At 45.9% G+C, this 26,016-nt stretch carries 29 protein-coding genes and 3 tRNA genes; 11 read left to right on the top strand and 21 right to left on the bottom strand.

Going from position 1 to position 26,016, the window contains the following annotated elements; genetic code table 11:
• Nucleotides 1–481: 481 nt before the first annotated feature.
• Genes MSED_RS08395 through MSED_RS08410 form a run of 4 tightly spaced genes read right to left on the bottom strand, consistent with a single transcriptional unit; the run spans nucleotide 482 to nucleotide 3,939 of the window.
• Nucleotides 482–889 (bottom strand): universal stress protein, encoded by a 408-nt coding sequence (locus tag MSED_RS08395; RefSeq protein ID WP_012021593.1) that lies wholly within the window; start codon nucleotides 887–889, stop codon nucleotides 482–484.
• Between the two features lie 4 nt (nucleotides 890–893).
• A complete protein-coding gene (locus MSED_RS08400; RefSeq protein ID WP_012021594.1) occupies nucleotides 894–1,916 on the bottom strand; it encodes a phosphorylating glyceraldehyde-3-phosphate dehydrogenase in 1,023 nt (340 codons plus the stop codon).
• A complete protein-coding gene (locus MSED_RS08405; RefSeq protein WP_187146797.1) occupies nucleotides 1,913–3,154 on the bottom strand; it encodes a phosphoglycerate kinase in 1,242 nt (413 codons plus the stop codon). The genes MSED_RS08400 and MSED_RS08405 overlap by 4 nt, the downstream gene beginning before the upstream one ends.
• A 41-nt stretch (nucleotides 3,155–3,195) precedes the next feature.
• Entirely contained in the window at nucleotides 3,196–3,939 is a 744-nt protein-coding gene (locus MSED_RS08410; protein WP_012021596.1) for a hypothetical protein, read from the bottom strand.
• A gap of 140 nt (nucleotides 3,940–4,079) precedes the next feature.
• Between MSED_RS08410 and MSED_RS08415 the strand changes: the two genes are divergently transcribed.
• The 4 genes from MSED_RS08415 (at nucleotide 4,080) to MSED_RS08430 (ending at nucleotide 5,965) form a co-directional block, all read left to right on the top strand.
• Nucleotides 4,080–4,152 (top strand) — tRNA-Gln (locus MSED_RS08415).
• 271 nt (nucleotides 4,153–4,423) lie between these two features.
• On the top strand, nucleotides 4,424–5,287 hold the full coding sequence (locus MSED_RS08420) for a metal-dependent hydrolase (RefSeq protein ID WP_012021597.1): 864 nt from the start codon (nucleotides 4,424–4,426) through the stop codon (nucleotides 5,285–5,287).
• Nucleotides 5,288–5,569: 282 nt separating this feature from the next.
• Nucleotides 5,570–5,660: transfer RNA gene (locus MSED_RS08425), tRNA-Met, on the top strand.
• A 216-nt stretch (nucleotides 5,661–5,876) separates the two neighbouring features.
• A tRNA-Thr gene (locus MSED_RS08430) sits at nucleotides 5,877–5,965 on the top strand.
• Here the strand turns inward: MSED_RS08430 and MSED_RS08435 are convergent.
• The 9 genes from MSED_RS08435 to gcvT all read right to left on the bottom strand — a co-directional run bounded on the left by MSED_RS08435 (nucleotide 5,947) and on the right by gcvT (nucleotide 13,368).
• Entirely contained in the window at nucleotides 5,947–6,084 is a 138-nt protein-coding gene (locus MSED_RS08435; protein WP_048060339.1) for a ribbon-helix-helix protein, CopG family, read from the bottom strand. The two genes, MSED_RS08430 and MSED_RS08435, sit on opposite strands and share 19 nt — an antisense overlap.
• An 82-nt stretch (nucleotides 6,085–6,166) precedes the next feature.
• A complete protein-coding gene (locus tag MSED_RS08440; protein WP_012021598.1) occupies nucleotides 6,167–7,303 on the bottom strand; it encodes a SufB/SufD family protein in 1,137 nt (378 codons plus the stop codon).
• A complete protein-coding gene (sufB, locus tag MSED_RS08445) occupies nucleotides 7,304–8,743 on the bottom strand; it encodes a Fe-S cluster assembly protein SufB (RefSeq protein WP_048060340.1) in 1,440 nt (479 codons plus the stop codon).
• 98 nt (nucleotides 8,744–8,841) lie between these two features.
• On the bottom strand, nucleotides 8,842–9,588 hold the full coding sequence (gene sufC / locus MSED_RS08450) for a Fe-S cluster assembly ATPase SufC (protein ID WP_012021600.1): 747 nt from the start codon (nucleotides 9,586–9,588) through the stop codon (nucleotides 8,842–8,844).
• A 31-nt stretch (nucleotides 9,589–9,619) separates the two neighbouring features.
• On the bottom strand, nucleotides 9,620–10,600 hold the full coding sequence (locus MSED_RS08455) for an AbrB/MazE/SpoVT family DNA-binding domain-containing protein (RefSeq protein ID WP_012021601.1): 981 nt from the start codon (nucleotides 10,598–10,600) through the stop codon (nucleotides 9,620–9,622).
• A gap of 169 nt (nucleotides 10,601–10,769) precedes the next feature.
• On the bottom strand, nucleotides 10,770–11,147 hold the full coding sequence (locus tag MSED_RS08460) for a CS domain-containing protein (RefSeq protein WP_012021602.1): 378 nt from the start codon (nucleotides 11,145–11,147) through the stop codon (nucleotides 10,770–10,772).
• Nucleotides 11,148–11,152: 5 nt separating this feature from the next.
• Nucleotides 11,153–11,914 carry a proteasome assembly chaperone family protein gene (locus tag MSED_RS08465; protein WP_012021603.1) on the bottom strand — a complete coding sequence of 254 codons (762 nt, stop codon included), beginning with the start codon at nucleotides 11,912–11,914 and terminating at the stop codon, nucleotides 11,153–11,155.
• A complete protein-coding gene (gene gcvH, locus MSED_RS08470; RefSeq protein ID WP_012021604.1) occupies nucleotides 11,907–12,314 on the bottom strand; it encodes a glycine cleavage system protein GcvH in 408 nt (135 codons plus the stop codon). Before gcvH ends, MSED_RS08465 begins: the two co-directional genes overlap by 8 nt.
• A 10-nt stretch (nucleotides 12,315–12,324) precedes the next feature.
• Nucleotides 12,325–13,368, bottom strand: coding sequence for a glycine cleavage system aminomethyltransferase GcvT (gene gcvT, locus MSED_RS08475; protein ID WP_012021605.1), 1,044 nt, complete (start codon nucleotides 13,366–13,368; stop codon nucleotides 12,325–12,327).
• Nucleotides 13,369–13,412: 44 nt separating this feature from the next.
• Between gcvT and gcvPA the strand changes: the two genes are divergently transcribed.
• On the top strand, nucleotides 13,413–14,756 hold the full coding sequence (gene gcvPA, locus MSED_RS08480) for an aminomethyl-transferring glycine dehydrogenase subunit GcvPA (RefSeq protein WP_012021606.1): 1,344 nt from the start codon (nucleotides 13,413–13,415) through the stop codon (nucleotides 14,754–14,756).
• Complete coding sequence (gene gcvPB, locus MSED_RS08485; protein WP_012021607.1) at nucleotides 14,757–16,247, top strand: aminomethyl-transferring glycine dehydrogenase subunit GcvPB; 1,491 nt, start codon at nucleotides 14,757–14,759, stop codon at nucleotides 16,245–16,247. It abuts the gene before it with no gap.
• On the opposite strand, the gene MSED_RS08490 is transcribed toward gcvPB, so the two are convergent.
• Entirely contained in the window at nucleotides 16,224–16,652 is a 429-nt protein-coding gene (locus MSED_RS08490) for a signal peptidase I (RefSeq protein WP_048060124.1), read from the bottom strand. The genes gcvPB and MSED_RS08490 overlap by 24 nt on opposite strands.
• The gene (locus MSED_RS08495; RefSeq protein WP_012021609.1) at nucleotides 16,633–16,956 is read right to left on the bottom strand and encodes a hypothetical protein; all 324 of its coding nucleotides are present in this window, start codon (nucleotides 16,954–16,956) and stop codon (nucleotides 16,633–16,635) included. The genes MSED_RS08490 and MSED_RS08495 overlap by 20 nt, the downstream gene beginning before the upstream one ends.
• A gap of 347 nt (nucleotides 16,957–17,303) precedes the next feature.
• Here MSED_RS08495 and eno point away from each other — a divergent pair, with 347 nt between their 5' ends.
• Complete coding sequence (eno, locus tag MSED_RS08505) at nucleotides 17,304–18,554, top strand: phosphopyruvate hydratase (protein WP_012021610.1); 1,251 nt, start codon at nucleotides 17,304–17,306, stop codon at nucleotides 18,552–18,554.
• Here the strand turns inward: eno and MSED_RS12520 are convergent, their stop codons facing one another.
• Complete coding sequence (locus tag MSED_RS12520) at nucleotides 18,555–18,713, bottom strand: hypothetical protein (protein ID WP_225938841.1); 159 nt, start codon at nucleotides 18,711–18,713, stop codon at nucleotides 18,555–18,557.
• 261 nt (nucleotides 18,714–18,974) lie between these two features.
• Between MSED_RS12520 and cdvA the strand changes: the two genes are divergently transcribed.
• Genes cdvA through cdvC form a run of 3 tightly spaced genes read left to right on the top strand, consistent with a single transcriptional unit; the run spans nucleotide 18,975 to nucleotide 21,640 of the window.
• Nucleotides 18,975–19,694 carry a cell division protein CdvA gene (gene cdvA / locus MSED_RS08515; RefSeq protein ID WP_012021612.1) on the top strand — a complete coding sequence of 240 codons (720 nt, stop codon included), beginning with the start codon at nucleotides 18,975–18,977 and terminating at the stop codon, nucleotides 19,692–19,694.
• Nucleotides 19,695–19,712: 18 nt separating this feature from the next.
• A complete protein-coding gene (cdvB, locus tag MSED_RS08520; protein ID WP_012021613.1) occupies nucleotides 19,713–20,525 on the top strand; it encodes a cell division protein CdvB in 813 nt (270 codons plus the stop codon).
• Nucleotides 20,526–20,530: 5 nt separating this feature from the next.
• On the top strand, nucleotides 20,531–21,640 hold the full coding sequence (gene cdvC, locus MSED_RS08525) for a cell division protein CdvC (protein ID WP_012021614.1): 1,110 nt from the start codon (nucleotides 20,531–20,533) through the stop codon (nucleotides 21,638–21,640).
• 81 nt (nucleotides 21,641–21,721) lie between these two features.
• On the opposite strand, the gene MSED_RS08530 is transcribed toward cdvC, so the two are convergent.
• The 5 genes from MSED_RS08530 to MSED_RS08550 form a co-directional block, all read right to left on the bottom strand.
• Nucleotides 21,722–22,054, bottom strand: a complete 333-nt coding sequence (locus tag MSED_RS08530; RefSeq protein WP_012021615.1) for a DNA-directed RNA polymerase subunit K — start codon at nucleotides 22,052–22,054, stop codon at nucleotides 21,722–21,724.
• A 30-nt stretch (nucleotides 22,055–22,084) separates the two neighbouring features.
• The gene (locus MSED_RS08535) at nucleotides 22,085–23,206 is read right to left on the bottom strand and encodes a pyridoxal-phosphate-dependent aminotransferase family protein (RefSeq protein WP_048060126.1); all 1,122 of its coding nucleotides are present in this window, start codon (nucleotides 23,204–23,206) and stop codon (nucleotides 22,085–22,087) included.
• Nucleotides 23,203–24,174, bottom strand: coding sequence for an NAD(P)-dependent oxidoreductase (locus MSED_RS08540; RefSeq protein ID WP_012021617.1), 972 nt, complete (start codon nucleotides 24,172–24,174; stop codon nucleotides 23,203–23,205). Before MSED_RS08540 ends, MSED_RS08535 begins: the two co-directional genes overlap by 4 nt.
• 212 nt (nucleotides 24,175–24,386) lie before the next feature.
• Complete coding sequence (locus tag MSED_RS08545; protein ID WP_012021618.1) at nucleotides 24,387–24,992, bottom strand: N-glycosylase/DNA lyase; 606 nt, start codon at nucleotides 24,990–24,992, stop codon at nucleotides 24,387–24,389.
• On the bottom strand, nucleotides 24,925–25,452 hold the full coding sequence (locus MSED_RS08550; RefSeq protein ID WP_012021619.1) for a hypothetical protein: 528 nt from the start codon (nucleotides 25,450–25,452) through the stop codon (nucleotides 24,925–24,927). Before MSED_RS08550 ends, MSED_RS08545 begins: the two co-directional genes overlap by 68 nt.
• Before the next feature lie 255 nt (nucleotides 25,453–25,707).
• Here MSED_RS08550 and MSED_RS08555 point away from each other — a divergent pair, with 255 nt between their 5' ends.
• Nucleotides 25,708–25,926, top strand: coding sequence for a hypothetical protein (locus MSED_RS08555; RefSeq protein WP_012021620.1), 219 nt, complete (start codon nucleotides 25,708–25,710; stop codon nucleotides 25,924–25,926).
• The last annotated feature ends 90 nt before the right edge of the window (nucleotides 25,927–26,016 follow it).

Below are 26,016 nucleotides of genomic sequence, written 5' to 3' on the forward strand. Positions count from 1 at the left end.
ACAGGTCTGGTTTCAAATTCACTTCAGGAGAAATCTCCATAGCGGAGCAAAGCTAATTCCATCAATCTCGTCCTCGTAGTCCCAAGTGATGACTTTCCTTTTCCCCTTCACCTACATAAGGTTCTCTATTTCTCTTCTAGGTACCTCGTCTTTCCTGCTCGCATAGTTCACCCGGAGGAATCCATTTGGAGTCACGAAGTCTTATCAGTATACTGATAAAGCAAGATAAGAATCTTTCTCACTTTACTTAGAAAGTATAGGAAGATGTGCCGGATGGCTTCAACTTGAACAAATCTCAACTCTAGATTCAGAAAAGTGTTAGACTCGTAAGAACTTTCAGCGATATACTCTTCTACGTTACACTAAACCGAATTCCTTGGCAGAATGTCTTACTACTCAGCTAAAAAGAGCTAACTTTAGACCAGGTCCTCTATTACGCGTTCTAAGGCATTTGAACGTTAACGTAATAGAGTCCCAAAACTTACCTTACAACTATAACCGTTACAGGGGCATTAACGACAACAGAGAGGGCATTTGAACCTGTGTTGATGTCACTGTTCGTCGTGTTCCCCCTGGCTCCCATTATCACGGCGTCAAACACGCCTTCCGATAGAACCTTGATGATCTCGTTGGACGTGCTACTATCCCTTGGCACGTCTGCCACACGAAAGTCGTAGTCTATTCTATCCTCAATTTTCTCCCTTACCAGCTTCTGTATAGTCTCCTTATCTGAGCACCTATCACATGCGTAGAACACTGTAACCCTGGACCCGTATCTCAGGCTGAAGTCAACAGCTAGTTCCAGCGCCCTCATGCTGTTCTCCGAGCCGTCCACCGGAACCAAGATCTTCCTAAACCACATACTTACGGTGTAAGTTGGAGATCCCATGTCATCACACCAGGTATCCCTTTCCAATTCCCATGGAGGCGTTGGTCATCTCAATTGACTTCCTTCCGTCTGCGAAACCTGAGACCGCCCTGATTGCGTCCACGTTCTCAGGGACAACGATAGATTCCTGGTGAACTGCGTACATTAAGAAGACCTCGTTTCCCCTGACTGAGACGGAGTCCTCGAAGACCACCAGCTCATATAGGTCATTTCTGGGTCTCCCCATGTCCCTGGCAACTTCAACTATCTCAGCGGTAGAGGACACCTTAGATTTCCCAGATGCCAGAAGTATCCTGGGGGTTGAGCTGAGCACCGAGAGGACGTCCTCCTTAGTAACTGGGCTACTTACCGTGACGTCTAGAAGGTGAACGTGCATCAGTGTCGTGGGAGCCACCACTGCCATGGTTACAATGTCCAGGTCCTTGAGCACTGTATTAACGTCCTTCGCATGATGGCTTGGGATCGAGGCTGGATCAGGTACAAGGGAATTGATGGGTCCCTTCTTCACTTCCTTTGGGTCAGCAGCTCTCCTCACTATGGTTCCCCTGACTTTCGCAATCTTGCTTACCCTGTTCAGGGTGCACAGCGTCCTCAATAGCCCAGTGGTATTACAGGACACGACTCTTACGTACCGCTTATCCACTGCCTCGTCATAGTTGCAAAGAGCTGAGAAGGAAACGTCAGCCACATTGGCCTTCTCTCCTCCCTGAAATAGTGCCCTCTTACCCATGGACGAGTAAACCTGCTTATATTGGGCACCAACGCCGTTTGGAGTGGCGTCCACCACAACGTCAGCTTCCTTGATCATGTCCTCCAGGACTCCCTTTACCTTGATCCCTGCCTCCTCAAACTCCTTCAGCGACTCCTTAGTTACGTAGAGGTTTATCCCCATCTTCTGGGCCTGATATGCTTCGTAGTTGGGCGAGGTCTTAGATACCCCTACCAAGGTCATGTCAGGTTGTGCAAGGATCGCACTCGCGACCCTCTTACCAATGGTTCCGTAACCGTTAACTGCTACCTTGATCATTTCTTGAGCACCTCCCTGGCTGAAATGTCTAGGGCCTCAAGGGCCGGTAACCTTTCGCCTGCAAGGAAAAGGAGGAGAGCTCCACCTCCTGTGGATACGTGAACCTTGGAACTATCTAGGGGTCCTATTCCCCCAAGGAGGCTGATCATGTGACCACCCCCGACAATGAGGTAACCGGGACTCTCCAGTGAGTTCTTGAGAAGCGTTCTACTAGATTCCCTGAACCTTTCGTCCTCTATTACCCCCATTGGTCCCCTCATGACAATGATCTTCGCGTCCCTTATAAATGACGAATATATCCCAACTGTAGTTGAGCCTACGTCCTTGATTACTGCTGTGACCTTGTTTGCAGGTTCTTCGTATACCTGACCTCCCTTCTCCACCTTGAAGTCTACGGGAATCTCCACGGGAGCTCCAGACAAGAGAAGTTTTCTCGCCCTTGGAACTAAGCTAAGAACTCCGGCCTTCTCAAGAACCTGAAGATTGTCTTTCCCCAGGTCTAGTCCCTTGGCAACCGCGAAGAGCTCAGCAATGAGCCCGCCGGTCAATATCCTATCAGCTAGTCTCCTTTTCACGAGATTCTCAATTATCCTGAGGCTATCCAGAACCTTCCCGCCACCCATGATGAAGACCTTGGGCTCCTCTCCCTCGTTGAAGACCTTGGCTAGAGCTGATACCTCCTTCTCCATTACCCTTCCTGCACTGGATCTTAGGACAAGTGGGAAACCCACGAGGCTAGCCTGACTTCTGTGGGCTGTAGCAAAGGCGTCGTTCACGTAACCCTGGAAGAGTGGTTGAAGTCTGCGAACCAGAAAGCTCCTCGAGTGTTGAAGGGGAGAGGCCTCTATTAACTCCTCCGATACGAACCTGACATTATCTAGAAGAAGGACGGACCCTAATTTCATGTTCCTTATCCTCTCCCTGGCATAGGGCCCCATGACGTCCCCCACAAACTCAACTTCCATATCGAGATGTTTCTGTAGTAGTCTCGAGTGTTCCTCGAGATCCGTAAAGTCATTGTCGCCTGGTCTTCCCTGATGCGAGACCAGGACCACCCCATTCCCTCGGCTCACAAGTTCACGAATAGTCTCAACGTGAGCCTTAATCCTGGAATCGTCTAGAAGTTTGCCCGTCTTTGAATCAACGGGCGAGTTTATGTCAATCCTCACAAGAACCTTGCTGTTGCTGAAGTTGAGATCATCCAGTGTGGGAATATTCATGTCATTTACCTTAATCAGAATTGATCCCCGCGATCATTTTAAACAAGGGGATTAAAATTTTAGCACGATGGATAGATCGAGAGAAAGTTATCCCAGAGCAGGGGGATCAGGGACTCCCTCCTAAGGTTGAGGAGAACTATCTCCACCTCAGTTGTCTGAGGATTTGGAGTCCTAGTCTTTAGCCTTAAACCTAGAGAGCTATCAAGAAAGTAGGAAAAGGATTCCCTTATCCTGAAGTAGTCCAGGTGAACTTTTCTGCAGTTAAAGGTTACCTTGGCTATCCTGGAATCCATGAAGTCTGTCTCGACGGTGCATTGGTCTCCTTCGCTCCCCATCATGGCGTTGAAGAGATGTTCGACAGTGTAGGGAATTTGAGAACTGGAGACGCCCAGTGGAGGGATGAGAAGCCTAACGTCTCCTGTTGAGTTCTTAATCTTCTTCGCAATAAAGTTGAAGTTGAAGAAAAGGAAGACGTCATTACACAATCTGAGCTTCACGGTCCTTATCTCGCCCACGTTCCCAATGTCGTCAAAGACCTTCCTCAACGAGTCTTGAAAGGTCATCTCGGACACATTATAGCTAGTCTCTACCATTCCCTTCAACGAGAAGAGATTTGGAATAACTGGATCCTTGAGGTATTGGAGAATATATATCTCGTTCTTCCTGGAGCCTGCCTTCGAAATGGCCTTGGAGACTGTATTGGCAAGAAAGGAGAGCTCCCTATTTGATCCAACTATGGCCCATTCGCCAAACTTATCCCTTTCAAATCGTCGCTTATCTTTCCTGAAGATATTCCAGGGCATTCATTAATGTTTAGATGGCTACAATAAAAACCTTGAGAAATAACCAGCACAAAACTTCTTGTGCACAGTTAATCACGACGCAGAACGACTTAACGGGATATTAAGGAAGCTTTATAACGTGGAATTCAATTACTTTAATTAGCCGGGTAGTCTAGCGGCCAAGGATCCAGGGCTCTGGCCCCTGGGACCCCGGTTCGAATCCGGGCCCGGCTACCTTCTTTGAGACTATCTCCTAAACTTGGGGTTTACGTTATGTTCTACCTTAGGGGTCTCTTACCCATCTGAACATATCCACGAGGGTCTATCCTCGCATTCAGCTATGATTACTCAAAAGGCAACCCATAAGTAAACTTCCAATTCTGTTAACCCTCAGGAGATAAAGGGATACCTATGCCCTGGGTCACGATCCTTTCAGAGGATCTTTCATCTAGTTCTCGGGCTTTTACTGTGAGAAAACTAAAAAGCGGAGGCAATTTCTCATCTCATGAATCTAAATTCACACATAGCCTTTGCACTGGCGGTAGGTCTAGCCCTATTCCACAACATCCCCCTGGCAGTTCTCGTTGGAATCGGTGCAGCTTTGCCTGACCTAGACAGGGAATACATCTTCACCAGACGAAAGATATTTGCAAAGTATCAACTGCATAGGGCCCTCTTTCATAATGTTTTTATTGGACTAGCTGTGATGTACTTCAACTTCTATCTGGGACTAGGGATGTTTCTCCACTTTGGACTAGACTTGTTAACCTCCCCCACGGATAGAGGCATCGAACTTTTCTTCCCACTTGGAAGACTAGTTAAGACGTTTAAGCTTCACTATGACGGGAAGGTATCCAGAGAAAAGGGGATAATGTGGTACCTAGAAGATCCTTCTACCCTCGTCAATAGGACTGCGGATCCTGGACTTAGGGAGATAGAAAGTATGCCATGGATCAGGGTCTATGGCCCATTTAAGAACAGCAGGTTGGTGGATTGGACAATCTTCTACGGTAGCTTCATCTTCATTCAACTCTACGAGATTAACAATCTGTTAAGTTGGTGGGAAAATTTCCTGTACACCGCGTTTATGAAATACCTTCTCATAGATGTCGGGATAGTGATCTTTTACGCCTTGGGTGAACTGTGGAGGAGAAGACTCCAATTTAGACAGGTAAGCAGGAGGACCAAGTCAGCCATCTTGGGCGGAATGATACTTGGGCTAGTCCTAATATTGATCCAGGGAGCCACACTCTATTCTCCTATGACCCTTAACTCCAGGTTTTTGGAGTTGGGATTGCTCTCATTGATTCTAGGTTTAGTGCTTGCGACACTACACGTGAGGTTAAGGTTCAAGGAGATTGTCATGTAAGTCCTGAAATAACGGCTTTCTAAACATAGATCTTGCTAACCTGGGCTCTCTTCGATTATAGCGTGGAATTAGTATCCAATATCTAATTACTTGACGCCTATCCTTACAGATAGTTCTGATTGAGTGAAGCGCATTAATTTTCAGATACCTACACACTAGCGTGGATTGACGAATTTCGCTGCGCGAGCATCAACTAATCTCAATAGGCTTGAGAGAATGCAACGCTCTGGTCGCATACTCAATGAGTTAGATTTTAATGGGTTCAAAAAATAGTTATAACGTGCCGCCGTAGCTCAGCCTGGCCAGAGCGCCGGACTCATACGGATGCTGGGTCATCCGGTCGTCCGGGGTTCAAATCCCCGCGGCGGCACCATCTCCATGTGGTAATTTTAGAACATTACCTGGAGTTAGATAACTACCTCGCAGAAATCGTGACAAGCAGGTTCTTCACGATTACACGTACGGAGAGTATACTTAAAGCGCAAGGACCCGTTCATCTCTACTGATGTATGTAACTAAAGACTCCTTAGAAAACTAGTTAACGGGCCATGAGTTAGATTTTAATGGGTTCAAAAAATAGTTATAACGTGCCGCTGTAGCTCAGCCTGGCCAGAGCGCCGGCCTTGTAAGGTTTCCCAAGCCAGCCGGCGGTCGCGGGTTCAAATCCCGCCAGCGGCTTCTAGATACTTCCTGAGTGCGTCCCTGATAATCTCGCTCCTTGGAGTTCTCTTGTTCATAGCGTAGAGATCCAGCTTCAGCAGGAGATCCTCTTCCGCTTTAAACGTGATTACTCTCATTTTCTCGGTATTACTACCTTGAAAAGCTACAATATATTTAGGATTTTCCCACGGGAAAGAAACAGGGAGATAACTGAAAGTGTTAATATCCCATCTTGCTAATCACGTCCTCAACAAGCTTCCTGATTATGTCGTTATCATTATCGTCGGTTAGGAAGCCCCTGATTATGAGTCCCTCGGCACACTTCTTGTCTAGCCCCCTGTTCTCCAAATAGAAAATGAGATCCTCATTCACCTTTGAGGCTGAGGCCGAGTGCTTCGCTGTGATAATTTTCCCAGTCTTTACCTCGAGCATAGGCGCAACCACGGCCTTAGCATCGTCGCCTATGATGAGCGCCCTTCCCAGTATTGTTGTGGAGGAGTCAATGGCGTTCTCTCCTATGACCGCGTCTCCCCTAATCACCGTGTAGGAGCTACCGGAGGCAACTGCTTTCAGTACCCCGTTACTAACGCTCTTTCTTCCCACGTGATTCACGTTGGCGAGAACATTGACCCTATTATTTCCTATTCCGAGGCTCTTAGCGTTAAAGTTGGCAACTGCCTCATCTGACAGTTCCACGTGATACTCCGTGTGCCCTAGGGATTGGCCCACGGAGAAAATCGAGGAATTGATCTCTCCCTTGATCGATCCCTTGGTGTAGGTATAGGCATAGGAATCTCGGCTTGAGTTGACTATGGAGAAAGACATGGAGGAGCCCTTTGGAACGTCCAGGGAGATCACAGCGGAAGGCATGGCTCCCTCCGAACCGTCGGAATAGTAGATCAAGTCCACGTTGTCCCCATCTGGAACACTGACCTCTACTAGAACTGGACAAAAGACTTTTCCCTGACATCTGTTATAAACGAGGTATTTCCCTCCCTTGTTAATCAATATCTTCCTGGAACCCGCCAGGGTTAAAGCCACGAGCTTGTGGTCCTCTGGCTTAACCAGGCCTGAGCTTACGGAGTCAAGTGGTGAGAAATTCAGGGGTATGTTATTCCCAATAACAAATGAATTATAGCCCTCAAGCGGGACAGAGAGGTCCTTGATGGGAGTGCCCTCTATACCTAAATTGAGGGCATCAAAAACAGACCACTCAGTGTAGTGCTTTATGGTGGGGGAGTCGCTGATTACCTGATAGGGTAAGGTTAGATATTTCTGAAAAATCTCTTCTCGTTCTGCTTTGGAGCCCAAGGACGAAATATACTTGAGGAAGCTATCTTGATCCACGACAGGCATTCATGCCACTGCTCCCAGCTTATCCAGCTCCAGCTTAATAACCTTGTTAAGCATCGTGGCATACTCGAAGGGTAGCTCCTTCATGATTTCGTCAATGAAGCCTAGTACTAGCATTGATGTGGCCTCCTTCTCTCCTATTCCCCTGTTCATCAAGTAGAATAGCTGATCTTCACTCATTCTGAAGGTATGAGCCTCGTGGGCCACGTCAGCGTCATCCTCAAGGACCTGGTTATGCGGGAAGGTGTAGGCCTTGGTCCTCTCGTCTAGCATGAGTGAGTCACACTTTACAAATGCCTTAGCTCCCTTGGCTCCCTTGTTGACCTTAATTAGTCCACGGTATATGTTAACGCCTCCGCCGAAACCTATGTTCTTGTTGACGATCTTGCTCTTTGTGTTGGGCGCCGCGTGTATCATCTTGGAACCGCTATCCTTCCACTCACCTTCACCCGAGGCCAGAGTGACCACAAGGCTGGTGGAACTTGCGTTTTGGCCTCTCAGGATCGTGGTTGGATATACGAAACTGTACTTGGAACCTAGAGATCCCTCAACCCACTCAATGTTGGCACTCTCGTCTGCCCATGCTCTCTTGTTATTGAAGTTAATCACGTTCTTGCTCCAGTTCTGGATCGTGGTGAACTTTATCTTAGCGTTCCTCTTGGCATAAAGCTCAACCATCCCGTCGTGGAAGGAGAACTTCCTGAGCTGTGGGGCACTACAACCCTCAATGAAGTGCAGATAAGACCCCTCATCGGCAACTATCAACGTGTGCTCAAACTGTCCCTCCATCTCCCTTCCAATGATGAAGAAGCCTTCCACCGGAGTCGTTATCTTAACTCCCTTGGGCACGTAAACGAAGACTCCCCCGCTCCAGAGGGCACCGTGTAGTGCAGCGAACTTATGATCCGATGCTGGAAAGATCTTCATGAAGTAATCCTTCATGAAGTCTGGATACTTTCTCAGGGCATCCTCTGGTGGCATCATTATTACACCTTTCTTGGTCAGCTCTTCCTTCACGTTGGAGTAAATGGGTTCGGACTCAAAGACTGCCACTAACCCGCCGAGGTACTTCTTCTCGGACTCTGGTATCCCAAGGACATCGTAGTAATCCCTGATCTCCTTTGGAATCTGATCCCAATTGTTGGTCTGATCAACGTCAGGTTTCACATAGAGCTCAAGGCTTGAGACGTTAAGTGAGCCTAGCACATCAGGTAACCAGTTTGGAGTTGGAATCTTCTCAAAGAGCTCAAGGGACTTTAGCCTAAGCCTCAACATCCACTCTGGTTCCTTCTTTATCTTGGAGATCTCCTCAATTGTGCTCTTGGTTAGCCCTGACTCAACTATCCTCCTGTGAAACTCATGTTGGTCCAATTTCTCATACTTCGCCTCTATGGACGCGTTGAGAATTTCGTTCATGTCTAGCGATAGTTTCTCTTCTGTCATCTTTCTTACCATCTTTAACTGTGTTAAAGATAAGCTATAAGCCTTTCTATTATATCTTCTCAACTAAATTAAGCTAAATGAAAATTAAAGTTTAAAAATCAGTTGCGAGATTTAATTACTCCCTCATAGCCCTTCTCGTCAATGAGCTTTGCCAGTTCCATTCCACCGCTGGCTATTATTGTTCCCCTATATAGAACATGGACCTTATCGGCATTGACGTAATCTAGGATCCTCCTGTAATGCGTGATTATCACGTAGCCTGTGTTGTTTTCGGCCCTGAGTTTCTTTATGCCTTCTGAAATTATCCTCAATCCGTCAACATCAACTCCGGAGTCGGGCTCGTCCAAGATAGCAAACTTGGGTTTCATGAGCAACATCTGAAGAATCTCGGTCCTTTTCTTCTCACCACCGCTAAAGCCGTCAAAGACTCCCCTGTTCAGAAGGGTCTCGTTAAGTCCAACAGACTTGGCAATGTTCCTAACATCACCAACTATCTCTGACACGGACTTATTGGAGCCTGATATCCTGTTATACTCGGCCACGAGAAGGGTGGACAACTTGACCCCGCTTATCTCTATGGGGTTCTGAAAGGCTAGAAATAGCCCCCTCTTGACCTTCTCGTCTGTCTCTAGGTTTGTTATGTCCTCACCGTCGAGTATGATTGAACCCTTGGTTATCTTATACTTGGGGTGTCCCATGAGAGCCAAGGAAAGGGTGGTTTTACCGCTTCCGTTAGGACCCATCAAAGCATGTATCTCTCCGCTCTTGACCTCGAACGTAACTCCCTTAAGGACTTCCTTACCCTCAACCTCAACGTGAAGGTTTTCAACTTTAAGTGTTGACATTGTCAATTCACCACACACCATTTATTGCATCTTAAGTTAAGTTTCTTTCTATCCAAGGCATATCCTCCAAGAACAGGGTGCAGGAGGAATTCTCTAGGGCGCTTTCCAAAAGCCCCACTATCTGCTTGATATACTCCACAATTGGCGTGTTGTTAAGTTGAGATAAGTTAGACCTGGATTCCTTGACTAGGTTGAGACCATTTAGAACCCTCTTGGTGCTGGGGAAGAGAACGGTCATGATGACCTCATCCAGGAGATCGTTAACCTTCTTCAAGGTCTCGACTAGAATCTTAGACTCCTCTTTGTCCGGATTAGAGGACCTCACAGCTTCCATCAACTTATCTATTACAGTATCCACGTTGAGAAGCGTAGTCGTATTTATCACTATAAGCGAGTTCTTGGTCATGTTCTTGGCGGTCTCATATTTGCTTCCCATAACTCTCCTCATTAGCATGTAATAGAGCCTTCGTAGATCCTCGTGGTTACCCGCGTTCTCCTTTGGCGTTTCCCCTGATATGAGTGCAATAACCTCGTCTACCCTCTTGGCCACGGTATTTAACATCCTCCTGAGGAGAGACTCTATCCCCACCTTTTCGGTGTCCAAAAGGCATTCCACCTTAATTCTTGTCTCCGAGGTTTCAGTTACCTCGACTCCAACTATCTGCTTTGTTACCTGAATTAGGTCCTCAACGTCCTTTTGCTGGATAGATTTCCTGGATTCCAGGATAATTTCGTCATATCCAAGAGTATAAAGGCACGGGATTATACTGGGGATGGGTTGCTTCAGTGAGTCAACGTCGATCTTAATGGACCTATGGTTGTTCTCCATCTTTATCTTCTCTGCAATCAGCTTAAGTGAACCGTCGCTTGAGACCTCGATCAAGATTTTATCGCCTGGTTTCACGTTCCACTTGTTAATCCACTTTTTGGGCAGAGTAATGAACAGGGAAGATGAACCAAGCTTCTGTACCTTCCTGGTCTCTATGTCCTTGGCATTGTTAAGCTCCTCCAAAATGATCCCTTAACTAGTTATCTTAAACGCCGTTTATAAACATGTTGCAACGTCTTCATAAGACTTTGAAAAAGGGGCTTTTATTATTACTCGTAAAGTTTTGATACTTTATATGATCGCAAATAAAGTTAGAAAGTAAATTTAAAGTAACCTTGAAACTTTGAAATTGTCATTTAGTTTCTGTCTTGACTAACCTTAGGGTTATACGTCCCTTTACCCTGGAGACCTTAACCTCTGATCCTTCGAGTTCCTTGGGAATTTTTACCTTCAATCTATACTTTACTCCCCTCGAGTTAGTGCAGGAAAGTTCAAGGTTCTGTCCGTCCAATTTGACGTAAACGGTTTCCTCCTTCAGGTGGGGCACATCCACAATGTAGATCAGCTCGTTTTCCCTTCTCTGCTCACTGTAGAGTGGGACAAGGCAACTCTCCCTCTCCACAGACTCCCTTATTTCGTTTGACATTAACTCTACCAAGTTTTCCATTTCTCTCATTTCAGACTCTATCGCCTTCTTTACCATGTCGTATAGATCCTTATATGCTGGCATGTCTTTCACGCGTAGGTCATTGGTTTTCCTGAGGAGTAAGTGGGAAGCTCCCTCTTGGTTTGCTCCATTAGACCCTTGATCCTGGACCTTATCTCTTCTGCCTCCTGCAAGAGAGCGCTCGTATCAATGGTGAAACCCAGGTATTTTCCGACTATTTCTAGGGCTACAGCTGAGGCCTCCGGATCCGGTATGTCCAGAAAAGACTCCACCACAATGGCGAAGTTGCCAATGTTTTTCTTGGCAGTCTCATAGAGAATGGGAGCATATGGACCGGAGATATAACCCTGACCAAATTTCTGAACATTGTCGAGCCCGCTCAAACTAGAAGCTAAATCCTTCGAGTTAGCTATCCAGTAAGCTGATGGTTTATCTATATCGAGTCTGTTGGGTATGGGAAGTCCCGTAATGGAAATTATTGAGCTGATGCCATACCTTATTGCATAATCTGTTATGAACCTAGCTAGGGGATAGGCTGAATTCACCGGGAGGGCGGTCCACGAGTGAAGGACTATGACGTTGATATCCTTTCCGTAATAGAGCCTTAGGGGAGACTTAGCAACACCATCATCAACGTGAAGTATTGGTGGAAGATACTTTCTGGAAAACACCTGGCCGTATTCTTGAACTAGACCCTTACCGATCATATACTCTGTGGCTATCTCCCCAACTAGACCAGCATCAGGTATACCTACGATCATGTACGCGGGTTTCCTTATATCAGGGACATAATTTTCCTCTATCTCAAATCCTTCCTCCACATTAATCACCCTTAATCTTCTCCGCATATAATTCTGGAGAGAGAAGCTTTTTACTTTCCTCTGGGTTACTGATCCTTAACTTGAATAGCCAACCAGAGCCGTAAGGATCCTTGTTTATTAGCTCTGGGCTCGAAGTTAGCTCCTCGTTAACGTCAGTTACTTCCCCTGAAAGCGGTGAGTATATGTCGGCTGCAGCCTTAACAGACTCCACGACCGCTACCACCTCCCCAAGGGTTACCTTCTGCCCTCTCTTAGGTAAATCCACTCCCACGATATCCCTAAGCTTCTTTTGAGCATAATCCGTTATCCCAACTACTGCTTCCATACCGTTTAGCTTAACCCACTCATCACTTTCAGTGTAAAGCAGATCAGTTTTGAGAACGTATTTACCAACCCTTATTTCGCTCAAATTAAGCGCCTCACTTAAATAGTGGGAAATCCGACAATTTAACGCTATAATCCTTCCCTCTTACCTCAACTTCTGCGTTTCCACCCATGAGGAAATGCCTGGAACTTAGGTAGCCCATGCCTATAACCCTTGATAGATAGGGAGAAAAGGTCGAACTGGTCACGTAACCTACTTCTTTCCCTGCTATCTTGATCTTGGAGGAGTTCCTAGGAATCACCCTCTGGTTCTTGGGTAGTTTTATACCAATTCTTAATCTGTCCACACCCGTCCTCAGGATATCCAAAAGGGCACCTTTCCCTATGAAGTCCTTATCCAGCGAGTAAACCCAGTACCTAGCTTCCACGGGGTTAACGTCTTCTCCTATGTCCTCTCCATAGAGGACGAAACCCATCTCCTGCCTTAAGCTATCTCTAGCTACTAGGCCAGCCCCCTTCACTCCTCGAGCTATGAGCCTCTCCAGGATGGATTGAGCCACCTCGGGTTTCGCCCAGAACTCTAATCCATCCTCTCCAGTCCAACCCGACCTACTCAAAAGGAAAACCTCGTGCCCCTCAAACTTAGCGTTCAGCTTAAACTGCAGAGGAGACAGATCAGGTTTCTCCGCCACTTCCCAGATCCCACGTCCTTGAAGAGCTATCATGACTAGGTCAAAGGTTAAGTCCTCAACCTCGAGGGAAGAGTTCTTCCTGATCCAGTTTATCACCTTCTCCCTGTTTATTGCGTTGGTCACCACAAGAAACTCGGATTCTGATACCTTGTAGGTCATCACGTCATCCACGAAGCCTGCCTTATCGTTAAGAAAGGCCGTAGGACCAACCATGGTGCCAGGTGAGGAATCTGAAACCTTTTTTGCAACAAGATTTTCAAACTCTTGGAGTTTTCCAGTTATCCTTAGCCTACCCATGTGGGACAAATCGAAAAAGGCAGATTTTGTCCTGACTGCCATGTGCTCCTCTTGGTAGGAGGTGTAGGTCATGGGCATTTTCCAGCCTGCAAACTCACCTAGATTTGCTCCTAACTTTTCCTCAAAGTTAATCAAGGGAGTCCAAAACATTCATAACCGCCTTCTATTGTTTGATATTTGCTGATGGAGTTTAAATGGACAACCATCCCTGGCTTCCAAATATATCTAGGATTAAAGACATGTTGAGGGAGATTGGGGTAGACGACGTAGAACAGCTCTTTCAAGACGTTCCAAGGGATTTGATACTGCGGAGGGAACTGAAGGTAGGCTACGACTCTCCCTTGCCGGAGGAGGATATAAGATGGAGATTAAACCAAGTGGCCGAAAGGAACCTAAAGTTAAGATATCCCCCTTTTCTTGGGGCTGGAGCCTATCCCCACTCGATTCCTTCGGTGATAAGGTTCATCCTATCCAGGTCTGAGTTTTACACTGCCTACACTCCCTATCAACCTGAGGTCAATCAAGGTCTTCTGCAGGGCCTATTTGAGTACCAGAGCCTCATGGCTGAGCTCCTCGAGATGGACGTGGTAAACTCGTCGCATTATGATTGGGGAGGTAGTCTGGCTGAAGCAGTCCTGATGGGGTACAGAATAAACGGTAAAAGAAAAGTAGTAATTCCAGAATCCATCAACCCGCTTCACGAAGAAGTTCTGAGGACTTGGGTATCAGGGAGAGAGCTAGAAGTGGTCAAGATCCCTGTTGGGAAGGACGGTAAAATAGACCTGGACTTCCTGTCATCGCTCAACTCGGACGAGATATCCTCAATTTACATTCAACAACCCAACTTCTTTGGAGTAGTTGAGACAGAGCTGGAGTACGTTACCGACTGGGCCAGGAAAAATAATGTGGTGAGCATCATGGGGGTTAGTCCACTCTCTCTGGGATTAATAAAGACGCCAGGTGAACTTGGGTTCGATATAGCTGTTGGAGATGGACAGGAACTAGGAATACCGCTCAACTTTGGAGGCCCATATAGCGGTATTCTCGCCACTAGGATGGACATGAAACTTGTGAGACAGATGCCCGGAAGGATCGTGGGTATGACACAAGACTCTCAAGGAAGAAGAGGTTTCACCCTAATTCTCCAGACCAGGGAACAGTTCGCGAGAAGAGAGAAGGCAACATCCAACATTACCACAAATGAGGCCCTGATTGCTCTGGCCAACGCCGTCTACCTATCCCTCCTTGGGAAAGAGGGCATCAGGGAGTTAGCTACGGAGATTTATAAGAGGTCTCATTACGCCCTAAAGAGGATGGAGGATGAGGAACTGGGCAAGAGGAAGTGGGAGTCGGATTTCTTTGAGGAGTTCACATTTGTGTTTAGGTCAGATTATGATAGGATTCACTCCGAGTTACTCAGGAGGGGTATCCACGGAGGGTTGAGACTAGGTCCTAGGGAAGCTCTGTTCTGCGTGACTGAAGTTCATACCAAGCGGGCAATAGATGATCTAGTTAATGCCATGAAGGAGGTGGCCTAAATGTGGAGGCAGGCGTATTGGGATGAACCTCTAATCACGGAGTATAAGGGGAAGGGAAGACAAGGCTTCCTCGTACCTAAGGAAGACCTAGACGTGGAAATTAAGTTACCTGAAAAGATCAAGAGGGGAAAGGAGCCTGAACTTCCCGAGGTTTCGGAGCTTGAGGTCGTTAGGCACTTCGTGAGACTATCCCAGATGAGCTTTGGCGTTGACACTGGAATGATGCCTTTGGGATCATGCACCATGAAGTACAATCCAAAGATAGAGGAAGAGACAGGGGTTGCAGATAGGACTCACCCATTACAGGATCAGGACACTGTTCAGGGGAACCTAGAGGTAATGTACGAAATGCAAAGGTGGCTTGCTGAGGCAACGGGAATGGACGAATGTAGCTTACAGGTTCCGGCGGGATCAGCTGGCGAACTGGCTGGCGTGCTCATGATCAGGAAATACCACAGGGATCAGAATAGGAGGAGGGAGGAGATGCTTGTTGCTGACTCAGCCCACGGAACAAATCCGGCAAGCGCAGCAATGGCTGGCTTCTCAGTGATCTACATCAAGTCTAACCAGGAGGGCTTGGTTGACCTCAACGTGCTCAAAGGGACAATATCAGATAACGTTGCAGGGTTCATGTTAACTAATCCTAATACCTTGGGACTCTTTGAGGAAAACATCAAGGAGATAGCTGAGCTGGTTCACTCGGTAGACGGAGTCCTCTACTATGATGGCGCTAACCTAAACGGAATCCTGGGAATAGTGAGACCAGGGGACATGGGATTTGATATAGTTCATCTCAATCTTCACAAGACCTTCGGAGTCCCCCATGGGGGTGGAGGTCCAGGGGCTGGAGCCGTGTGTGCCAAGGGTAAGATGACTAAGTATCTCCCGTACCCCATAGTGTCCAAGGGAGAGAGGTACTATCTTGTTAAGCCTGAGAGGTCCATAGGGAAGATCTCGGTGTTTAACGGAAACTTTGGTAACCTGATGAGGTCCTATGCCTACATTCTTGGCCTTGGCGGAAAGGGAGTGTCCATGATTGGAAGAATGAGTACATTGGCCACAAACTACCTGATAGCGAAACTTAGAGGAGTGAGGGGACTGGAGTTGATGGCTCCTCACCGGTTCAGAAAACATGAGGTAGTATTCAGCGCAAAGAAACTGGCAGAGGAAACTGGGGTGACTGCGTTTGATATAGCCAAGGCTTTACTCGACAGGGGCTTCTATGCGCCCACCATATACTTCCCGCCCAATGTGGAGGAGGCTCTGATGATCGAGCCCACAGAAACTGAGCCCATAGAAGTCCTGGATCAGTACGCCAACGCAATCAAGGATATTGTGGAGAAAGCATATTCCAACCCTTCCTCCATTACTTCGGCTCCCCAAAACACGTCAGTGGGTAGACTTGATCAGGTTAAGGCAAATCATCCGAGCACTATGACCCCAACCTATAGGGTTCTCAAGTCTAGGTTAGCGAGCCAAGGAAGAAAGTAGAATGGATAGGTAACCCAAGTAAGGAATGGAAATCACATACCCATCTATCTCAGTAACTTTTCCTATTACATCACTCGAGGGAACGCCAGGGGCCGGTTCTAACCCTATTTGATTATCAGGTTGCGGGTTTGATATCTTATCTACCCCCTGGGTTACGTAATACGTTCCGTCTACTCTAATGACCCTATGGATCACATAGGTGTGTAGTTGAGGTGACCTGTATATTATGATTGAGTGATACGTAATGTGTGTGGGAGACTGATAGAAAGTGAGTGCGCCATTCTGAAAAATGGGATACATTGATACTCCCTCTACGCTCGCGGAGCTTACAATATTAGAGTAGAACACGATATAAACTAGGGCGATAAGAATGATGATCGCTATATCACTCTTCTTCATCCAGATCGCCTAGATCCAGCTCTATTATTTCCCCTTCATCTGTCCTCTGTTCCTTCTTCTCCCCACCGAACTTCTTCACGCCTTTCTTACCCTCAACCTCTACCTCCGATCCGCCTGCCCTTATTTTGGAAACCACTGCCCTCCATCTATGACCACAATTGGGGCACTCATATGAACCCATCACTGTTATAGTTATTCTACCGTAGGCATCAGGAAGGGGTGACACTAGGTTCCACGTCTTTATTGGCTTCTCAACCTTAGTCCCACAGTTAGGACAAACGTCCGGTTCACTTTGTTTCTTCTTGGGCATACGGGGTTATATGTAAGGTAACAGTTTAAAAAATAGTATCGTTATAACGGATGCAGTAAGGAAAAGTAATCCATTATAAATATATTTGTAGCTCTTTTTTATTATTAGGATATAACCTATTATATTTAATGCTAGAATAATTGGAAGAATGTACAGATAAGATGAAAGATAAGGATAAGAGGCTAAAAAAGGAGCTGTAACCCATGTTACCGCAAACGCGGTCTGATTGCTCATCTTGTCCTTCAACAGATGATAGTAAATGGGTGACATAATGCCGTAAAACAGGAAGAGAGCTATTGGTACCATTAACATTTTAGCCTATGTATGGTGAGTTGAGATGAATTAAAATGATGAACGGTTTCTCGATAGCTAATGTCCAGGGATATGAAATTATTGATTCTAGAGGAAATTTAACTGTTAGAGCCAGGGTTACCTTGGAGTCCGGGATAAGGGCTACTGGAGACGCGCCCTCAGGAGCGTCAAAGGGGACTCGGGAGGCCGTGGAACTTAGGGACAAGGACGGCTCGGTTAAGGGAGCCGTGGATTCCATAAACTACTACATTTCACCTGCCCTCATGGGTCTAGATGTGAGGGAACAGGGAAAAATAGACAGGATAATGATAGAGTTGGACGGGACCGAGAATAAGTCCAGGCTGGGAGCCAATGCAACCATAGCTACGTCTATCGCAGTCGCCAAAACTGCGTCAATTTCCATGGGATTGGAACCTTTCATGTATATTGGCGGAGCCAGGACGCATACCTTGCCTGTACCCCTCCTCAACATCTTGAATGGGGGTCTGCACGCTGGTAACATGTTAAAGATCCAGGAGTTCATGGTTATTCCGGTGAAATTTGACACTCTAAAGGAGGCCTTAATTGCTTCTACCAAGATTTATAAGACCCTCAAGTCGCTCGTTACGGAGAGATACGGAAAGATATACACGGCTTTAGGAGACGAAGGGGGTATCTCCCCACCGCTCAGCGTTACTGAGGACGCCCTAAAGCTGGTGCATGAGGCGATCAAGAGGTCAGGAATGGAGGGGAGGGTCTTCATGGGGATGGACGCTGCAGCCTCGGATTTTTACAACCCTGAGAAAGGGGTGTATGAAATAGATAACACGAGTAAGTCCCCGGACGAAATGATAGAGTTTTATGTTGATATAGCTAGCCGTTACCCCTTACTATATCTGGAAGATCCTTTCGAGGAGAACGATTTCAGCAGATATTCAGAGTTGCAGAGCAGAATTAAGAACGTGATAGTCACTGGAGATGACCTGTTCACCACTAACGTGAGATACCTTAGAAAGGGAATCGAGATGAAATCCGCTAGAGGAGTTATTGTTAAGGCTAACCAGATTGGAACGCTGACTGAAACCATTCAATTCTTCGATCTAGCTAAGGACAACTCCATTAAGACCGTAGTTAGTCATAGGAGCGGTGAAACCGAAGACAGCTTCATTGCCGACCTCGCCGTAGGCCTAAACAGTGACTTCATAAAAACAGGAGCCCCTTCCAGAGGAGAAAGGACATCAAAATATAATAGATTACTTGAAATTGAAAATGAGTTCGGACTTGAATATCTCGGTAGAAGGCTCTAGTTATGGCAATAGTATTCCGATGACTACCAAGCCAGCGGCCAATAGTAGGAGGAAGAGGATGAATTGTTTAGTGGTAAGATTGGGTACTGCCTTAACTGCCTTGAAGAGACCGTAGACCATTCCTCCTATGGCCACGAGGAACAGTACTATTAATCCCATTGCTATCAGCGTTATTGATAACGGTTCAGTGTTGAAGCTTAAGGGATGGAATAACTGGTTTGTTACGTTTACAAGCGTCTGTAACGTCATGATCAAACCATAGATTGTTCATGGAAAGTTTATTTAAATTGCCCCCCGGAATTACGTCTACCAGTGATGAAGGTTAAAAGCGCGTATTGGATGAAGAAAAACCTACTCTGAGGGGCACTAAGCCTTTTAAACTATTCTTGGAGTAACCAGTATTTTTGAGGAGTAATACCTATGGCTATATCGTATGATAATTTAATGAAATTTATAGGTCAAAAGGTGAAGGATGTCTATGGAAGAGAAGTTGGGTACATAGTCCACGTGTACACCGAGGTTGATGGAACTGTCACTGGGATAGAGGTGGCTTATGGAAATACCTTCTCCACGTTGGACCCTTCTAGAATATCCTTAGTTAATGATGTACTGGCCATCTTACCTGACTGGAAGGCCGACTCTATGAAATCCATCATGCAAATGGAAAAAATAAGGAAGAGGCAAAGGGCCCTAGAAGAATTATACGCTAAGCAAGAAATTCCAAAATCTTCCTATGATGATATGAAAAGAAAACTTGATTCTGAAATGGTGAAAATTAGGGAGGATTACGCCAAAATTAAGAGCAAGCTGAAGAGCAGACTAAACGAAGTAGAGGACCAGATCACGCATATAGATAGGGCAATGATTGCCGTTAAGATGAGCTACATAGCTGCTGAGCTGACTGAAAGTGCCTATAAAGGCTCCATTGAGATACTGAGGCAGGCTAAGGAGAGTTATATCATAGAGAAGGACGATATAAGAAAGACCATGGAGAAACTAGACTTAAGTGATAGGGATACTGGATTAGATATAAAAGGAGCAGGGTCCCTAACTAATGGAGCAGAGTCGTCAGCAAAACCCGATCTTAGCAGGACGGAATTACCAACACCAATACCTGTTAAAGTCTTAAGCACACAGTGATCAACCTATTTCTTTAGGATGAAGTTAAGCTCACTTTTCAACATTACAAGAAAGAAGGATGAACAGGGATTGTTAGCTTCTAAAATAACTGAAATTTCTATTAAATTGAAAGATCAACAGGACAAGCTTGATGAGACCATGAGGAAGCTGGAGGAAAGGGACAGAGATCTTTTCGATAAGGTGGTGCGATCACAAGAGAATGGAGAGATGACCAGGGCCACAATCTACGCCCAGGAAATCTCCGAGATAAGAAAAATCATGAAAATAGTTTACACTGCCAGACTGGCCATAGAGAAGGTCAGGATTAGATTGGAAACCATCCATGATATCCAAGGGGTATCTTTGGTTATTGGACCTGTGGGAAGGACTTTGGAGAGTCTAAAGGAGCAGGTAAGGGGAGTGGCTCCAGAAGTGGCCATATCTTTGGACTCAATTATTAGTAGCGTAAACAGCATTGCGGTGGAAACAGGAACTGCGGTGAGCGATAGAACTCTAGTCCCCACAGTGGACGATGAGGCAAGGAGAATCCTTGATGAGGCAAGGAAGACTGCAGAGACTAAGATCAGCGAAAAAATGCCCAAACTAGATTTGCCTCATCCACCAAGGGATGTTTCTGCGCCCAGCGCAATAGGGCTTCCCTATCCTCCCTCATCTGAACCCAAGATAGTCAAAAGAAAGATAGGAGAGCAGGAACTGCTGGACCTTATCAGGAACAGTGGAGGTATACTGGACGTGTCCCTAGTGGCAGCCGAGTACGGCGTAGATAAGGAGGAGGTACTCGGAATACTGAACAATTTGGCCAGAAAGGGTCTGATTGCACTGGAGGCGTAGTCCAGATGAGTGCCCAAGTAATGCTCGAGGAAATGGCTAGAAAATATGCTATCGCTGCAGTCAGGGCAGATAAGGAGGGCAGAAGGGAGGACGCCATTAACAATTACAAGAAGGCCATAGAAGTTCTGACCCAAATTGTAACCCTGTACCCTGACATGGTTGCGAGGAACGCGTATGAGCAGATGATTAACGAATACAAGAAGAGACTAGAGACCCTAAACCAGATGGTTCCTGAGGGGGGAGAAGAGACTGAAAAAGCCGAAGAAGACATAGTAATGAAGGAGAAGCCCAAGGTAACGCTAAACGAGATTGTGGGACTTGAGGATGTAAAGGAGGCGCTGAAGGAAGCGGTGGTCTATCCCAGTAAGAGACCAGACCTATTCCCGTTAGGTTGGCCAAGGGGAATACTGCTATACGGACCTCCGGGATGCGGGAAAACCATGATAGCTGCCGCAGTGGCCAACGAGCTGGACTCTGAGTTCATCCATGTGGATGCTGCGTCAATCATGTCAAAATGGCTTGGAGAGGCAGAGAAGAACGTAGCGAAGATATTTAAGACTGCCAGGGAGCTCTCCAAGAAGGAGAACAAACCAGCTATCATCTTCATTGACGAACTTGACGCATTATTGGCCTCTTACACATCAGAGGTAGGAGGAGAAGCTAGGGTGAGAAACCAATTCCTCAAGGAGATGGACGGACTAGCTGATAAGAACGAGATCTCTAAGGTGTATGTGATAGGAGCTACTAACAAACCATGGAGATTGGATGAACCCTTCTTGAGGAGATTCCAGAAGAGGATATACATTACCCTTCCAGATAAGGCTCATAGGCTAGAACTATTGAAGCACTACTCTTCCAAGGTGAAGCTAGATCCAAATGTGAATCTTGAGGAACTAGCCGAGCTAACTGATGGATATACTGCAAGCGACATCAGGGACATAGTGCAGTCAGCTCATATGAGGGTTGTAAAGGAAATGTTTGAGAAGAACCTTCAGGAGCCTAGAGCAATAAACATGGACGACTTTAGAGAAGTGCTAAAGGTGAGAAAACCAAGCGTAAATCAAGATATGCTGAAGGCATACGCAGCGTGGCACGAAAAGTTTAAGGCATTATAACTTTCTTTTAAGATACTTTCGAGTCTTCTTGACCTTACTGGGGTTAGTTAAAATCAGATACCCCAGGTTTGTCTTCACCGATCATTCGGCATGACTCACATCATCAGCTAAAGGCCTAGGACTTTTTGAGATAATCTTCATTACAGATATAAGCTCAACTTTCCCATTGGGGAACCTCCTCCTTACACTTATGGGTAGGAGGTTAGATCTAAACTCTTCCTCGGCTATTCTAATGGAACTTGCCCCCTCTAGTCCTGTCGAGGAAACATCAATAAGAGGTGAAGCGCCCATGGCCAACTGAAGTGCCCTAGCGCTTATTATTCTAGCCCTCTCGTAAGAAGTGAGCCTATTTCTCCAGCTCTCCACATAAACCTCTGTCAAAGGATTAATTCCTTTGCCTTCGTCTTGACTCATACGGAACACCTGTTTTAAATAAATAAAAAATTAGTTATCCCAATCGATTTCCTGGGCTATAACCTCTGGAAGCTTACAATCCGATGTGGGAACCTCGTTCAAATCCAGCTTAAGTATATCAGACAATGCATATCTTAGCCTAAGCACAGCCCTGTCGTCTATCATTCCTAAAGTCCCTATCCTTACAATCTTATCCTTTAGCTCACCCATACCCCCAGAGATCTCTATTCCCCTTTTCGCGAGTTCGTCTATCATGGATTTGGGAGAAATTGGGGGACTTCCAGCTACTACAGTGTTGGAAAAGTTACTCTCATTTCCAAGCAACGAAAAACCTGCCTTGCTTGTTATACTCCTTACGAACCTAGCGCAGGCCTCATGTCTCTTCCATCTCCTTTCAACACCTTCTTGATGTAGAAGCTCCGTAGCTCTTAGCGTAGAAAAGAACACGCCTACTGCTGGGGTGAATGGTGTCTCTCTCCTGTCCTGAAACTTAAGGTGAAGCTTTAGATTGAGATAATTCGGCGCATCATCCTGCAAGTTACGGATACCCTCCTCTGATAAACCCACTAAACCCATCCCTGGTACAGAGGCTAGTGCCTTCTGGCTACCCGTTGCAACTGCGTCTATGTTCCAGTCGTTCACCCTTATCTCGTATGCGCCGAAACCAGAAACGGAGTCCACGAGAACCTTTAGCCCCCTATCCTTAGCTAATCCCACAACTCTCCTTAAGTTCCTGAAGGCCATTCCAGTGCTAGTCTCATTATGAACAAAGGCAATGGCCGTGGCGTCCTTATTGATGTCAAGGATCTCCTTGATCTCATCTTCCGAAAATATTTCCCCAAAGGGTTTCCTATACACAACTGGGGAGGCTCCCCTTTTCACCACTGAGTCCAATAACCTCTCGCTGAACTCTCCATAGGTTAACACAATAACCTTCTCTCCCCTCTTTAGAAGGGAGAACACCATCGACTCCACAGCGAGAGTTCCCGATCCCGAAAGTAGGGCAACCCTAGAGGAGAAAAATGCACCCTTCAACAATTGCTCAAGCTGGGCTACCACTCCCCTGAACTTCTCAGATCTATGATTAACTATAACCGTGGAGTTCTGGGCTACACTTCTAGGAACGTTTACTGGACCTGGAATTAACATCAAAGTTTAACACCGAGCTCCTGAAGGGTCTTCAGTAGGTTTTCCGTGGTCATAACAGCTACCCTGTATTGGGCCTCCTTGGTCTGGGCTCCTATGTGGGTGGTTACGGTGACCCTCTCATGCTTAAGTAACTCCAACTCCCACTCTTCCTTCGGGGGTTCGTGCCAGAATACATCTGTAGCGTAGGACATTATCTTCCCCTCCTTTATGTAGTGGAGGAGGGCCTTTCCGTCAACAGCGACTGCCCTGCTCGTGTTAACTATTATAACACCCTTTTTCATCATTTCGAACTCTCTGGAGGTTAGTATTGGTTTAGCGTCCTTCCCCACAGTCACATGAATACTAATCACGTCGGATTGGGTAACCAATTCGTCAAGGGAAACTGCTCTTGCCCCTATCTCCATAGCTCTCTTGGAAACATCAACTACGTCGTATGCCAAAACATTCATTCCCATTGCCCTTGCGATCAGCCCAACCTTATACCCTATTCTTCCGAATCCAATTATTCCAATTGTTTTTCCGCTCAACTCCACGCCTTCAGTCTTCTTGTAGATTCCAGATTTCGCTAAGGTCATAGACGTAAACATGTTGCGAGCTCCAGCTAGCATGAGACCTATGGTTAACTCTGCTGCAGAATCGGTGGAAGCCCCTGGAGCGTATACTACCCTAATTTTTCTCTTTTCCGCCTCCTCCGTGTCTATGTTATCCACTCCGATTCCTGCCCTCGCTATAACCTTTAGCCTCTTTCCCCTCTCTATGACCTCCTTGTCAACCTTAGTTCTGCTCCTTACCACAAGTACGTCGTAGTTCTCGACTACCTTAAGTAGCTCCTCCCTCTCTATGTCAGGTTGATAGTTAATCTTTAGCCCTTTAGTCTTCAGCGTCCTGATCATATACTCGTCTATAGGATCTGTTATTAATATGGCTAGATTTTCTTTATTTAGAGAAACATCCATAAAGTTGTCTGCCATTCTGGTTCACCTTGTAAAGAATTTATTTAACAGGATGAGAGTGATGATGAAATAGATGAAAGAGAAATAGAGAAATAGAAGCATCCAGAAACATAAACTTGGTTAAAATCACGTTGACCTCTCGCAGTAACTAATTCACCATTCATGTTTAGTCACTTTAATCGATATTCACTAGTTTATATACTTTTTTCTAACTAGAGTAAATGAGCAGTCTACTTAGCTAGCTTACCCGTTTTGAGATACCAGACGTATAGGTCCAGGACGCCCACTGGAAGGTCCAGGGCAGACGCGATACTCCTGAACACAGATTCCAGTTCAAAGTACTTGGATTTCGAGGAGATCTTCTGATCCTCTAGGTAGTCAGAGAAAAAGCGCAGGATGTGCCTGTCAATTATCGCCAAGTCCAGATAACCCATGTTCCTGAGAAAGTGACTCGCTTCCTTCATTCCAAGTCCTTTAATTTCAAGTAAAATTTCCCTTGCCTCAATCTGATCTCTGTCAGCTACTCGCCCAATCTCCCTAAGTTTACCGTAGTAAGATCTGCTCTCGATGATATACCTCGCCTTAAGGTTTGGAAACCTATAGCCCGCATTTTTCAGAGCACTGGAGATCTCCTCTATAGACCCATATAGTATGAGATCCCCCAAGTACTGAAGCGCTGTGAAAGCGCCGATGAAACTAGAATTGGCGGTGAGTATACAGAGCACCAGTTCCCTAAACCAAACCCTTTCGCTTGCCCTTTTATTTAGTCTAAACTCCTCTACTCTTTCTAGAACCCTTGCTCTTAACCTTGCGTCTCTTACGACTTTTCTTAGCACGTTTCTTTCTCTTCTTCTCTGGGGTTTTAGATTCTCTCGGTACTTCGGGTTTGGTGTCCTGTATAGAGGAGAGCGAGATTATTCTGCCACCTTGCTCCGTTTCCACAATTATAAACGGAAGTGATGGTGAGAAATTGATGTTCACGCCTACATATCCATAGGGTTCAAGGACCTCCTTATACTCTACCTTTACTCCATCATTGGTAAACTCGCGCGGAACACCAACCCGTTTCACATTTACTATCTCATTGAAAGGGTAAGTAACCTTAAGACCTATGTTAAGGGCTATTGTACCCTTTGCTCTCACCAATACTACTTTTCCCTCTACAGCTAGTTGCTCCATTTCTTCAACAGAATTAACTGACCTCTTCTCCTCTCGCTCATACTTAATCCCTACAAGGGAGACATCAGGAAAGACTGGCACAGTCACTGGATCATAGTAAATTATAGTAGCATCCAAACTGACTCAAAATAACAACAGCAAATGTGTGTAATTAAACTTCTCATGTAACTAGTTGGTAAGACCTTCGGGACATCTCAATAAAGTAAAATCTGAACGTAATAAGGCTCTTGACGTGTGAAAGCCAGTAGATGTTAAGGCTTGAAGATCTCGAGCCCACGTGAATGTGAAGACTCCATTTCTCCTTCATGAGTCTTTGTATACCGCACCCGGAAACTTTTATACCAGGAGAGATTTCATACATTTACGATAAAAATGAGCTTGAGGTTAAAGGGAACTAACGCTTATGGTCATCTTGGATGGTTTGAGGTTTACTGTTCCATATGCGACAGAACTTTGAGGCTTGGTATAGACGTGGTATACAAATGCCCTAAGTGCGAGAAAAAATATAGGGCATATTTCTGTGAAGCCGATAAGAGAGGGTTAAAGGGAAGATGCCCATACTGCAACACTGAACTGGTACCTGCAGTATGATAGAGAATTTTTACGTGAATCATTTTAAGGTTTCATTCATTACGGATGAGGACAAAAGGCTGGTTTTTCTAGACCTCTCCATACCTTGCA

The organism is Metallosphaera sedula DSM 5348 (genome assembly GCF_000016605.1).
Lineage (GTDB): Archaea > Thermoproteota > Thermoprotei_A > Sulfolobales > Sulfolobaceae > Metallosphaera > Metallosphaera sedula.